Here is a 14,305-nt window from a genome sequence, read left to right on the forward strand (position 1 = left end):
TTTTTGGAAGTGTGGAGATACTGATGGCTACGTCCTCCGAAAGAGTTGTCGAAGCGCTGCGTGCTTCTTTGCGGGAGAACGACCGCCTTAAGCTGCAGAACGAGCGCCTGGTCGCGGCATCGAAAGAGCCCATCGCCATTGTCGGCATGAGTTGCCGCTTCCCCGGAGGCGTGCGCACCCCGGAGCAACTGTGGCGGCTGGTCGCGGATGCCGTCGACGCCATCTCCGGGTTCCCGGCGGACAGGGGCTGGGACACCGAGGCGCTGTACCACCCGGACCCGGACAACCCGGGGACGAGCTACGCCCGAGAAGGCGGCTTCATCTACGAGGCCGACCAGTTCGACCCGCAGTTCTTCGGTATGTCTCCCCGTGAGGCTGCGGCGACCGACCCGCAGCAGCGATTGGTCCTGGAAGCGTCGTGGGAGGTGATCGAGCGAACCGGGATCGACCCGCTGTCTCTGCGTGGCAGGCCGGTCGGGGTTTTCGTGGGCACGAACGGCCAGGACTACGCGAGTCATGTCTATGAGGTAGGGGGTGAACTCGACGGCTACCTGACGAATAGTTCGGCCAGTGTGGTGTCGGGGCGTATCTCGTACACCTTCGGTCTCGAGGGGCCCGCGGTGACGGTGGACACGGCGTGTTCGTCGTCGCTGGTGGCGTTGCATCTGGCGGTGCAGGCGCTGCGCCAGGGTGAGTGCGAGCTGGCGCTGGCCGGCGGCGTGACGGTGATGTCGTCGCCGGGTACCTTCGTGGAGTTCAGCCGGCAGCGTGGGCTGGCGCCGGATGGCCGGTGCAAGCCGTTCGCGGACGGGGCGGACGGCACGGGCTGGGGCGAGGGTGTGGGCATGCTGCTGGTGGAGCGGCTGTCGGACGCGCGGCGCAACGGCCACAAGGTGCTGGCCGTGGTCCGGGGCTCGGCGGTGAACCAGGACGGTGCGTCCAACGGTCTGACGGCGCCGAACGGTCCGTCGCAGCAGCGGGTGATCCGGCAGGCGCTGGCCAGTGCGGGGCTGTCGGCCGCCGAGGTGGACGCGGTGGAGGCGCACGGTACGGGTACGAAGTTGGGTGACCCGATCGAGGCGCAGGCGCTGCTCGCGACATATGGGCAGGGCCGGCCGGAGGGTCGGCCGCTGTTGCTGGGGGCCATCAAGTCGAATATCGGTCATACGCAGGCCGCGGCGGGTGTGGCTGGTGTGATCAAGATGGTGATGGCGATGCGGCACGGTGTATTGCCGAAGGTGCTGCATGTGGATGAGCCGTCGCGGCAGGTGGACTGGTCGGCGGGTGAGGTGCGGCTGCTGACCGAGACCACCCCGTGGCCGGAGACGGACCGGCCGCGCCGGGCCGGTATCTCCTCCTTCGGCGTGAGCGGCACCAACGCGCACACCATCATCGAGCATGCCCCGGAAGCCGACCGTGATGGACAGTCTGAGGCGATGGGCCCCAAGGTGGGCCAGGGCAAGCGGCCCGCTGTCCTGCCATGGCTGGTGTCCGGCAAGAGCACGGAGGCGCTCGCCGCCCAGGCGGGTCAGCTCCACGCCCATCTGAGCGCTCACTCAGAGCTGGATGTGGCGGATGTCGGCTTCTCCCTGGCCACGACGCGTTCGGCTTTCCAGCACCGCGCAGCCCTGGTCGCTGGGGACCGAGACGAATTCCTCCGCGCCCTGGAGGCCCTGGCCAACGGCGAGAGTTCCGCTCGGGTCGTTCAGGGTGTGGTACGGAGCGAGGACACGCTCGCGTTCTTGTTCTCGGGTCAGGGTGCGCAGCGTCTTGGCATGGGGCGGGAGCTGTACGACGCCTACCCGGTGTTCGCTGACGCGTGGGACGAGGTGTGCGCGCGTCTGGATGGTCTGCTGGATCGTCCGTTGCGGGAGGTGGTGTTCGCGGCGGAGGGCAGCGCGGACGCCGACTTGCTGGACCAGACGGTGTTCACGCAGCCCGCGCTGTTCGCGGTCGAGGTGGCGTTGTTCCGGCTGCTGGAGCACTTCGGTGTCACCCCGGACGTGGTGATCGGTCACTCCATCGGCGAGATCGCGGCCGCGCATGTGGCGGGTGTGTTCTCGCTGGAGGACGCCTGCGCGCTGGTGGCGGCTCGTGGCCGTCTGATGCAGGGACTGCCCGAGGGTGGGGCGATGGTGGCCATCGAGGCGTCGGAGGAGGAGGTCGCTCCGTCGCTGGCCGGGCGTGAGGCCGAGGTGAGCATCGCCGCGGTCAACGGTCCGACCGCCGTGGTCATCGCGGGTGATGAGGCGGTGGCGCTGGAGATCGCCGGGCAGTGGGCGGAGCGGGGCCGCAAGACGCGCCGGCTGCGGGTCAGCCATGCGTTCCACTCGCCGCGTATGGACGCCATGCTGGACGACTTCCGCAAGGTCGTCGAGGGGCTGTCGTTCACCCCGCCCTCCATCGATCTGATCTCCAACGTCACCGGTGGGGTGGCCTCGGACACTGAGGTGTGTTCCCCGGAGTATTGGGTGCGGCACGTGCGGGAGGCGGTGCGCTTCCTGGATGGGGTGCGGGCACTGACGAGGCAGGGTGTGACCACCTTCCTGGAGGTGGGCCCCGATGGCGTACTCTCGGCGATGGCGCAGGACTGCCTGACGGAACGGGCCGAGCCTGCCTCGGCGCCCGTGACCGTGCCGGTGCTGCGCAAGGACCGCTCGGAGGCAGCGGCCCTGATCACGGCGCTGGCACAACTGCATGCGCACGGGGCCGATGTCGCCTGGGCGTCGGCCTTCGACGGCCTCGAGGCCCGCAGGGTCGACCTGCCGACCTACGCGTTCCAGCGTCGGCGCTACTGGATCGAGAAGTCCACCGCCGCGGTCGGCGCGGATGCCGGACTCCGGGACGAGGTCGACGCGCGGTTCTGGCAGGCCGTGGAGCGTGAGGATCTCGAGTCGCTCGCGAGGACGCTGGACTTCGACGACGAGGCGTCGTTGGGCGCGGTGTTGCCGGCTCTGTCGGCGTATCGCCGCAGCAGTCGTGATCAGTCGACGATTGATGGCTGGCGTTATCGGGTGTCGTGGAAGCCGGTTCCGGATGCGGCCGAGGGGTCGTTGTCGGGGACGTGGTTGGTGGTGGTGCCGGCGTCCCGTGCCGGGGATGAGCTGGTGTCGCAGGTTGTGGCCGGGCTCGAGCGGCATGGCGCGGGTGTGGTGTCGCTGGTGGCGGATGAGCGGGACCTGGGCGCGGGTGTGCTGGCGGAGCGGCTGCGTGAGGCGGTCGCGGAGGTGCCCGAGCTGGGTGGTGTGTTGTCGCTGCTGGCTCTGGAGGAGGAGCCCTGCCCGGGGTATCCGGGGCTGTCGGGTGGTTATGCGCTGAGTTTGGTGCTGGCGCAGGCGATGGTTGAGGTGGATGTTCCGGCTCGGTTGTGGTGCGGTACGCGTGGCGCGGTGTCGGTGGGGCGTTCGGATCGGCTGGCTGGTGTGGTGCAGTCGCAGGTGTGGGGTCTGGGGCGGGTTGTGGGGTTGGAGCACTCTGCGGTGTGGGGTGGTCTGGTTGATGTGCCGGAGTCGCTGGATGAGCGTGGTGTGGCGCGGCTGGCTGGTGTGCTGTCGGCCGGGGACGGTGAGGACCAGGTCGCGGTGCGGGGCTCGGGTGTGTTCGCCAGGCGTCTGGTGCGGGCTGACGCGGGTGAGGGAGCGGAGCGGCCGTGGCGGGCGCGCGGCACCGTGCTGGTGACCGGCGGCACGGGGGCGCTGGGCGGCCGGGTGGCCGGTTGGCTGGCGCGCAGCGGTGCCGAGCATCTGGTGCTGACCAGTCGTCGTGGCCTCGACGCTCCGGGCGCTACCGAACTGCGGGATGAGCTCGAGGCGCTGGGCGCGCGGGTGACCGTGGTGGCGTGTGATGTGACCGATCGTGAGGCGTTGGCTGGTGTTCTTGCGTCGGTTCCGGAGGAGTTTCCGCTCAGTGCGGTGTTCCATGCGGCGGGTGTTGAGCAGGCGGCTGAGCTTCGGGGGATGAGTCTGTCGGACGCGGCGGCGGTGGTGTCCGGGAAGGCCGCGGGGGCGGCGTGCCTGGACGCGTTGCTGGGTGAGCGTGAGCTGGACGCGTTCGTGGTGTTCTCGTCGATCGCCGGTGTGTGGGGCAGTGGTGGCCAGGCCGCTTACGGTGCGGCCAATGCCTATCTGGACGCGCTGGTGGAGGACCGCCGTGCCCGGGGTCTCGCCGGTACCGCCGTGGCCTGGGGTCCCTGGGCCGAGGGCGGTATGGCGGCAGCGGAGGGGGTGGAAAGGGAACTCGCCCGTCGTGGCCTGCTCGCCTTGGATCCGGCCTTGGCCCTTGCCGCCTTGCGGGGCGCGATCGCGGGTGACGATGGCGTGGTGACGGTCGCGGATATGGACTGGGAGCGGTTTGCCCCCTCGTTCACCCTGGGGCGACCGAGCCCGTTGATCGGTGACCTCCCCGAGGTCGCGAAGGCACTTGAGGCTGTGAGTGCGTCCGGCGGGGCACATACTGCGGCGGGCCTGCGGGAGCGGTTGACGGGGCTGACCGAGGCGGAGACCGACAGGGTCCTGCTCGATCTGGTGCGTGGCCATGTGGCTGCGGTCCTCGGGTTCGCCGGTGGGGAGGTCGTTGAGCCCGCGCGTGCGTTCAAGGAGTTGGGTTTCGACTCGCTGACGGCGGTGGAGTTCCGTAACCGGCTGAACGCGGAGACTGGGTTGGTGTTGCCGGCCACGTTGGTCTTCGATTACCCGAGCGCCGCGGTGCTGGCGGGCCATCTGCGTGCCGAGGTGCTGGGTACGCGGGGTGCGGTGGCCGTGCCGTCGGCGGTGGTGGATCGGGTGGATGACGATCCGATCGCGATCGTCGGGATGAGCTGCCGCTTCCCGGGCGGTGTGCGCAGTCCGGAGGAGCTGTGGGACCTCGTGGCGGCTGGTACGGACGCCATCACGGACTTTCCCTCCGACCGTGGATGGGATGTCGAGGGGATGTACGACCCCGATCCGGACCGTTCGGGGACGTTCTACGCCCGCGAGGGTGGGTTCCTGGACGGGGCGGGCGAGTTCGACGCGGCGTTCTTCGGGATTTCGCCGCGTGAGGCGCTTGCGATGGATCCGCAGCAGAGGCTGCTGCTGGAGACGTCGTGGGAGGCGTTCGAGCGGGCCGGTATCGACCCGGCGTCCCTGCGCGGCAGCCAGATCGGCGTCTATGTGGGAGCCGCGACTTCCGGCTACGGAATGGGGCTGAACGAGATCCCCGAGGGGCTGGAAGGGCAGCTGCTGACCGGCAGTGCCACCTCCGTGGTGTCGGGCCGTATCTCCTACACCCTCGGCCTCGAGGGACCCGCGCTGACGGTGGACACCGCGTGCTCGTCGTCGCTGGTCGCCCTCCACCAGGCCGCGCAGGCCCTGCGCCAGGGCGAGTGTGAGATGGCGCTCGCCGGTGGTGTGACGGTGATGGTTTCACCGGACGCCTTCGTGGAGTTCAGCCGTCAGCGTGGGTTGGCGCCGGATGGCCGGTGCAAGCCGTTCGCGGACGCGGCGGACGGCACGGGCTGGTCCGAGGGTGTGGGCATGCTGCTCGTGGAGCGGCTGTCCGATGCCCGGCGCAACGGTCACCAGGTGCTGGCGATCGTGCGGGGCTCCGCCGTGAACCAGGACGGCGCTTCGAACGGTCTGACGGCCCCCAACGGTCCCTCGCAGCAGCGGGTGATTCGGCAGGCGCTGGCGAACGCTCGCCTCTCGGCCGCCGAGGTGGACGCGGTGGAGGCCCACGGCACCGGCACCATGCTCGGTGACCCGATCGAAGCGCAGGCGCTGCTGGCGACGTACGGCGACGACCGGCCGGAAGGCCGCCCGCTCTGGCTCGGCGCGCTGAAGTCGAACATCGGTCATACGCAGGCCGCCGCGGGTGTGGCCGGGGTCATCAAGATGGTGATGGCGATGCGGCACGGTGTGCTGCCGAAGGTGCTGCATGTGGATGAGCCGTCGCGGCAGGTGGACTGGTCGGCGGGTGAGGTGCGGCTGCTGACCGAGGCCACCCCGTGGCCGGAGACGGGTCAGCCGCGCCGGGCCGGTGTGTCGGCGTTCGGTGTGAGCGGCACCAACGCGCACACCATCATCGAACAGGCCCCGGTGTACGAGGAGGCGGTGCGGGACGAGGCTCCCGCCGAGGACCACGGCGTCCTTCCCTGGGCGCTCTCCGCCCGGAGCCCGGAAGCCCTCCGCGCCCAAGCCGAACGGCTGAGGTCGTATCTGATGGAGCGCACCGAACTGGGCGCGCTGGATGTGGGCTACTCATTGGTGGCGACGCGCTCGGCCCTCGAACACCGTGCGGTGATCACGGCCGCGGATCGCGCGGAACTGCTTCGCGGACTCGAGGCTGTCGCGGCCGGTGACAACACCCCGGGAGTGGTTCAGTCCGTCGCGCGCACTTCGGGTTCGACGGCGTTCTTGTTCTCTGGTCAGGGTGCGCAGCGTCTTGGCATGGGGCGGGAGTTGTACGAGGCGTTCCCGGTGTTCGCCCGTGCGCTGGACGAGGTGTGCGCGTATCTGGATGTGGTGCTGGATCGTCCGTTGCGGGAGGTGGTGTTCGCGGCGGAGGGGAGTGCGGATGCGGAGTTGCTGGATCAGACGGCGTTCACCCAGCCCGCGTTGTTCGCGGTCGAGGTGGCGTTGTTCCGGTTGCTGGAGCACTGGGGTGTGACCCCGGATGTGCTGATCGGCCACTCGATCGGTGAGATCGCGGCCGCGCATGTGGCGGGTGTGTTCTCGCTGGAGGACGCCTGCACGCTGGTGGCCGCCCGTGGCCGGTTGATGCAGGCCCTTCCCGACGGCGGCGCCATGGTGGCGGTGCAGGCGTCGGAGGAGGAGATCGCTCCGTTGCTGGCCGGTCGTGAGGCCGAGGTGAGCATCGCCACTGTCAACGGCCCGACCGCTGTCGTGATCGCCGGTGATGAGGGCGCTGTGCTGGAACTTGCCGCGCAGTGGGCGGAGCAGGGGCGTAAGACGCGTCGGCTGCGGGTGAGCCACGCCTTCCACTCGCCGCGTATGGACGCGATGTTGGACGACTTCCGCAAGGTCGTCGACGGGCTGTCGTTCACCCCGCCCTCGATCGCGCTGGTTTCCAACGTGTCGGGCAAGTCGGCGGGTGCCGAGGTGTGCTCGCCGGAGTACTGGGTGCGGCACGTACGGGAGGCCGTGCGGTTCGCGGATGGAGTACGGGCACTGGAGGCTCAGGGCGTGACCACCTTCCTGGAGGTGGGCCCCGATGGTGTGCTCTCGGCGATGGCACGAGAGTGCCTGACGGCGGAGGAGGCATCGGCCTCGGTCGTCGTGCCGGCGCTGCGCAAGGACCGCCCTGAGCCCCAGGCGCTGACGACGGCGCTCGCCGCACTCCACGTCCACGGCGTCACCGTCGACTGGAAACACCTCTTCTCCGGACGCGGCGCGCGGAAGGTCGAGCTGCCCACCTATGCCTTCCAGCGACAGCGCTACTGGCTGGAGAACTCGGGCAGGGCGATGGGCGGCTCCGCCGCCGACAGCGTGGACGCCCGGTTCTGGGAAGCCGTTGAGCGCGAGGACCTGGGGGCGCTGGCCGAGGCGCTGGACATCGACGGGACGGGCTCGCTCGGCGAACTGCTGCCCGCGCTGTCGTCGTACCGTCGGCAGCAGCGTGACCGGGCCACGGTCGAGGGCTGGCGTTACCGCGTCTCCTGGAAGCCGGCCCCGGACCTGGCCACCGTCTCTCTTCCGGGGACCTGGTTGCTGGTCGTGCCCACTGGTCTGGCGGATGGCGACGTCACCACGTCGATCAGCCAGGGGTTCGAGAAGCACGGCGCCCGGGTGGTACCGGTGGCGGTGGCCGCGGACGCGGACACCGACGGGCTCGCCCGGGCACTGCTCGGCGCGCTCGACGGCGAGTCCGAGTTCGGCGTGATGTCGCTGCTCGCTCTGGATGAGGAGCCGTACGCCGGGCAGCCGGCGGTCGCGGCGGGACTCGCGCTGACGCTGCGGCTGGTGCAGGCCCTGGCGGGGCTGGACATGGACGTTCGGCTGTGGTGCGCTTCGCGGGGCGCGGTCTCGGTGGGGCGTTCGGACCGGCTCACCAGCCCGGTGCAGGCGGAGGTGTGGGGCCTCGGCCGGGTCGCGGCCCTGGAGCATCCGCGAATGTGGGGCGGACTGGTCGATCTGCCCGAGGTACTCGACGAGCGCGCCGTTGGGCGGCTGGCCGGTGTGCTGTCCGCCGAGGGCGCCGAGGACCAAGCGGCGGTTCGGGGCTCCGGAGTGTTCGTTCCGCGGTTGGTGCGTGTCGTGTCGTCGGGTGGTGGAGCCTGGCGGCCGAGCGGCTCGGTTCTGGTGACCGGCGGTACGGGGGCGTTGGGCGCGCATGTGGCCCGTTGGGTGGTGGCCGAGGGCGCGGAGCACGTCGTCCTCACCAGCCGTCGCGGCCTGGCGGCCGACGGTGCGCCCCAGCTGAAGGCGGAACTCGAGGCCATGGGTGCGCTGGTCTCGGTGGTCGCGTGTGATGTCGCGGACCGCGAAGCGCTCACCGAGGTGCTGGCAGGCATCCCCGAGCGGTTCCCCCTGCGCGGGGTGGTGCACGCGGCCGGTGTGCTGGACGACGGTGTACTGGACGGTCTGTCCGTCGACCGGGTCGCCGGGGTGCTCGGTGTGAAGGTGGAGGGCGCCTGGCATCTGCACGAGCTGACGGCAGATCTGGATCTTGACGCGTTTGTGCTGTTCTCATCGTTCGCCGGCGTCGTGGGCGGCGCCGGCCAAGGGGCTTACGCGGCGGCGAACGCCTACTTGGACGCGCTCGCGGCCCTGCGTCGTGGGGTCGGGCTGGCTGGTACGGCGGTCGCCTGGGGACCATGGGCTGAGGCCGGTATGGCCGCGGAGGGCCGTGCCGAGGAACGGCTGCGGGGCGGCATGGTGTCCCCCATGGCCCCCTCCCTGGCTGTGGCGGCCCTGCGTTGGGCCGTCGGCCATGACGAGGCATCACTCGTCGTCGCGGACGTCGACTGGGAGCGTCTGGCTCCCGGACTGGCCGGGGCCGGCGGTGGCGCTCTCCTCGGTGACATCCCCGAGGTGCGCAAGCACCTGGCCACGGTCAACGGCGGTGCCACAACGGAGGCGGCCACATTCGCCGAGACGCTCGTAGGACTCTCGGCGGCCGAGCGGAACCAGGCCGTGCTGGACCTGGTGCGAGGCCACGCGGCCGCCGTACTCGGCCACACCTCGGTGGAGGCGGTCGAGCCCGGCCGGGCCTTCCGCGACCTCGGGTTCGACTCCCTCACAGCGGTCGAGCTGCGCAACCGGCTGGACATCGCGACCGGGCTGCGTCTCCCGGCCACGCTGGTCTTTGACTATCCGAGCGCCGCCGAACTGGCCGACCACCTGGACGCCGAGGCGTTCGGCACCGCCCAGCCGGCCGTGGCCACCGCCGGACCGACGGCCGTTGGCGTGGCCGATGACCCGATCGCGATCGTGGCGATGAGCTGCCACTTCCCCGGGGATGTGGACACCCCGGAGGCGCTGTGGCGGCTGGTCGCCGAGGGCGGTGACGCCATCGCGGGGTTCCCCGCCGACCGCGGTTGGGATCTCGACGGGCTGTACGACCCCGACCCCGAGCGGCTCGGCACGTCCTATGCACGCGAGGGTGGCTTTCTCTACGGTGCCCCGAACTTCGACGCGAGGTTCTTCGGGATCTCGCCGCGCGAGGCGCTGGCCATGGACCCGCAGCAGCGGTTGCTGCTGGAGACGTCCTGGGAGGCGTTCGAACGGGCCGGTATCGCTCCGGAGTCGCTGAAGGGCACCCGAGCGGGGGTGTTCGTCGGGACGAACGGCCAGGACTACACCGGCCTGTGGGCGGACGCGCAGGGTGACCTCGAGGGCCACTTGGGCACGGGCAGCGCGGCCAGTGTGGTGTCGGGGCGTATCTCGTACACCTTCGGTCTCGAGGGGCCCGCGGTGACGGTGGACACGGCGTGTTCGTCGTCGCTGGTGGCCCTGCACATGGCCATGCAGGCGTTGCGGCAGGGCGAGTGTGACCTGGCGCTGGCCGGTGGTGTGTCGGTGATGTCGACGCCGGGTGCGTTCGTGGAGTTCAGCCGTCAGCGCGGACTCGCTTCCGACGGTCGGTGCAAGCCGTTCGCGGACGGGGCGGACGGCACGGGCTGGGGCGAGGGTGTGGGCATGCTGCTGGTGGAGCGGCTGTCGGACGCGCGGCGCAACGGCCACAAGGTGCTGGCGGTTGTGCGGGGGAGTGCGGTCAACCAGGACGGCGCGTCCAACGGTCTGACGGCGCCGAACGGTCCGTCGCAGCAGCGGGTGATCCGGCAGGCGCTGGCCAGTGCGGGGCTGTCGGCCGCCGAGGTGGACGCGGTGGAGGCGCACGGTACGGGTACCACCCTGGGTGACCCGATCGAGGCACAGGCCCTGCTGGCCACCTACGGGCAGGGCCGGCCGGAGGGTCGGCCGCTGTTGCTGGGGGCCATCAAGTCGAATATCGGTCATACGCAGGCCGCGGCGGGTGTGGCTGGTGTGATCAAGATGGTGATGGCGATGCGGCACGGTGTGCTGCCGAAGGTGCTGCATGTGGATGAGCCGTCGCGGCAGGTGGACTGGTCGGCGGGTGAGGTGCGGCTGCTGACCGAGACCACCCCGTGGCCGGAGACGGACCGGCCGCGCCGGGCCGGTATCTCCTCCTTCGGGCTGAGCGGCACCAACGCGCACACCATCATCGAACAGGCCCCCGCTGTGGAGGAGTCCGTGGTCTCGGACACCGTGGCCTCCGGAACGGTCGAGCCGATGACCGTGGTGCCGTGGCTGCTCTCCGGGAAGAGCCAGGAGGCGCTGCGGGCGCAGGCCGAGCGGCTGCACACACATGTGGCGGCCCGGGCCGACCTCGGCGCGCTGGACGTGGGGCACTCGCTGGCGACCCGCTCGGTGTTCGAGCACCGGGCCGTGCTGGTCGGCGAGGACCGCGAAGCCCTGCTGCGCGGCCTTGAGGAGATGGCTCAGGGCGGAATCGGCTCGGGAGTCGTCCAGGGACAGGCGGTAGCGGTTGGCAAGACGGCTTTTCTGTTCTCTGGTCAGGGTGCGCAGCGTCTTGGCATGGGGCGGGAGTTGTACGAGGCGTTCCCGGTGTTCGCCCGTGCGCTGGACGAGGTGTGCGCGTATCTGGATGTGGTGCTGGATCGTCCGTTGCGGGAGGTGGTGTTCGCGGCGGAGGGGAGTGCGGATGCGGAGTTGCTGGATCAGACGGCGTTCACGCAGCCCGCGTTGTTCGCGGTCGAGGTGGCGTTGTTCCGGTTGCTGGAGCACTGGGGTGTGACCCCGGATGTGCTGATCGGCCACTCGATCGGTGAGATCGCGGCCGCGCATGTGGCGGGTGTGTTCTCGCTGGAGGACGCCTGCACGCTGATCGCCGCCCGTGGCCGGTTGATGCAGGCCCTTCCCGACGGCGGCGCCATGGTGGCCATCCAAGCGACCGAGAAGGAGGCCGCCGACTCAATCTCCGGCCGCGAGCACGAGATGAGCATCGCCGCGGTCAACGGCCCGTCGTCCGTAGTGGTCTCTGGTCATGCACACGCGGTCCAGGAAGTCGCGGGTGTCTGGGAGGCGAGGGGTCGAAAGACTAAGGGTTTGCGGGTCTCGCATGCGTTTCACTCTTGCCTTATGGACACTATGTTGGACGCGTTCGGCCAGGTGGTCCGCGAGCTCTCCTTCGAGCCGCCGACCACGACACTGGTGTCCAATGTCACTGGTAGGCCGGTTTCCGAGGCAGAGGTGTGCTCACCCGATTACTGGGTGAGGCATGTGCGTGAGGCGGTGCGGTTCGCGGATGGGGTACGCGCGCTTGAGGCGTTGGGTGTGACCAGGTATCTGGAGGTGGGTCCCGATGGTGTACTCACGGGGATGGCCCAGGATTGCCTGGCGGAAGGGACCGAGGACACCTCCGACATGGTCCTCGTTCCCGTGCTGCGCAAGGGCCGCTCCGAGACACGGGCGTTGACGACGGCGCTGGCCGAACTCCACGTCCACGGTGTCTCGTTGGACTGGAAGTCGTTCTTCGCCGGTCGTGGCGCACGGCAGGTCGAGCTGCCGACGTATGCCTTCCAGCACGAGCGGTTCTGGCCCGAGGTGTCCCTCACCCTGGGCAGCCGTGGTGCCTCGGCGGCCGTGGACTCGGTGGACGCGCGGTTCTGGGAGGCGGTGGAGCGCGAGGATCTCCAAGCGCTGGCACACGCGCTCGACATCGACGGCGAGGCCCCGCTGAGCGCGGTGTTGCCGGCTCTGTCGGCGTATCACCGCAGCAGTCGTGATCAGTCGACGATTGATGGCTGGCGTTATCGGGCGTCGTGGAAGCCGGTTCCGGATGCGGCCGAGGGGTCGTTGTCGGGGACGTGGCTGGTGGTGGTTCCGGCGTCGCGTGTCGAGGACGAGCTGGTGGCGGGAGTGGTGTCCGGGCTCGAGCGGCATGGTGCGGGCGTGATGTCGCTGGTGGTGGACGAGGGGGACCTCGACGCCGAGGCGCTGGCGGAGCGGCTGCGTAAGTCGGTCGCCGACGTGCCTGAGTTGGGCGGTGTGTTGTCGCTGCTGGCTTTGGATGAGGAGCCCTGCCCTGGGCATCCGGCGTTGTCCAGTGGCTTCGCCTCGACGTTGACGTTGGTGCAGGCGTTGGTTGAGGTGGGTGTTGAGGCGCTGTTGTGGTGTGCTTCGCGGGGTGCGGTGTCGGTCGGGCGTTCGGATCGGCTGGCTGGTGTGGTGCAGTCGCAGGTGTGGGGTCTGGGTCGGGTGGTGGGGTTGGAGCACTCGGCGGTGTGGGGTGGTCTGGTCGATCTGCCCGAGGTGCTGGACGACCGTGCGGTGAGCCGGTTGGTGGGGGTCTTGTCGGCCGAGGGCGGCGAGGACCAGGTCGCGGTGCGCGGTTCGGGGGTGTTCGTCCGGCGTCTGGTGAGGGCTGAGGCCGGGGTTGGTGAGGGTACGGAGCGGTCCTGGCGGGTCGGCGGATCGGTGCTCGTGACCGGCGGTACGGGTGCGCTGGGTGCGCGGATCGCGCGGTGGGTGGCGAACCAGGGTGCTGAACATCTGGTGCTGACCAGTCGTCGCGGCCTTGACGCGCCGGGCGCGTCCGAGTTGCGCGATGAGCTCCAAGCCCTGGGTGCCCGGGTGACGGTGGCGGCCTGTGATGTGGCCGACCGCGAGCAACTGGCCGCGGTGCTGGACACCATCCCGGAGGAGTTCCCGCTGAGGGCGGTCTTCCACGCGGCGGGTGTGGAGCAGGCCGCCGAGCTGGCGGGGATGAGTTTGGCGGACGCCGCCTCGGTGGTCTCGGGGAAGGCCACGGGAGCCGGCCACCTGGACGCGTTGCTGGGTGAGCGTGAGCTGGACGCGTTCGTGGTGTTCTCGTCGATCGCCGGTGTGTGGGGCAGTGGTGGCCAGGCCGCCTACGGTGCGGCCAATGCCTATCTGGACGCGCTGGTGGAGGACCGCCGTGCCCGGGGTCTCGCCGGTACCGCTGTGGCCTGGGGGCCCTGGGCCGAAAGCGGTATGGCGGCCGGGAGCGGAGGCGAGCAGCTGGCGCGTCGCGGACTGATCAGCATGGCGCCCGACCTGGCGATCGCCGCCTTGCAGGGCGCGATCGCGGGTGACGACGGTGTGGTGACGGTCGCGAACATGGACTGGAAACGATTCGCCCCCGCGTTCACGATGGAGCGGCCGAGCCCGCTCATTGGCGAGCTGCCCGAGGTCGTATCGGTTCTGGAACAGGACCGTGTCGCCGAAGAAGGCAACGCCGAGGCCGGATCGCGGTTGCGGGAACGGCTCTCCGCACTGGCTCCTGGCGAGCGGGAGCGCGCCGTGCTGGATCTGGTGCGGGGTCACGCGGCCGCGGTTCTCGGTTTCTCGGGAATGGAAGGCGTGGAATCGGACCGGGCGTTCAAGGAATTGGGATTCGACTCGCTCACGGCGGTAGAATTCCGAAACCGGTTGAACGCGGACACGGGGCTGCGGCTGCCGACCACACTGGTCTTCGACTATCCCAACGCAAGGGCTCTCGCGGAACACGTACGAGCGGGCGTCCTCCCCGAAGAAGGGACTTCCGCCACTCCGCTGATCGCGGATCTGGAAAAACTCGAGGCATCACTCTCCACGGCTGAGCCGGACAATGCCCAGCGCATGGCCATCGCATCCCGACTCCAGGTGCTCCTTGCCAAACTGAATGGTGGCGAGGGCGGAGCGACGGACGCTGAGAACATTACGCAGCGGCTTGACGATGCGTCGGACGACGATCTCTTCGATTTCATCGAAAATGAGCTCAGCTAAATGTGAACGCCGAGGTGCAGCTCTCTGGCCTCCTT

At 69.8% G+C, this 14,305-nt stretch carries 1 protein-coding gene; it reads left to right on the forward strand.

The window, feature by feature from the left end; all coding sequences use genetic code 11:
• Positions 1-23 precede the first annotated feature (23 nt).
• Entirely contained in the window at positions 24-14,270 is a 14,247-nt protein-coding gene (locus KHP12_RS00715; RefSeq protein ID WP_211831235.1) for a type I polyketide synthase, read from the forward strand.
• Positions 14,271-14,305: the final 35 nt, after the last annotated feature.

Source organism: Streptomyces asiaticus, from assembly GCF_018138715.1.
In the GTDB taxonomy this organism is placed as follows: domain Bacteria; phylum Actinomycetota; class Actinomycetes; order Streptomycetales; family Streptomycetaceae; genus Streptomyces; species Streptomyces asiaticus.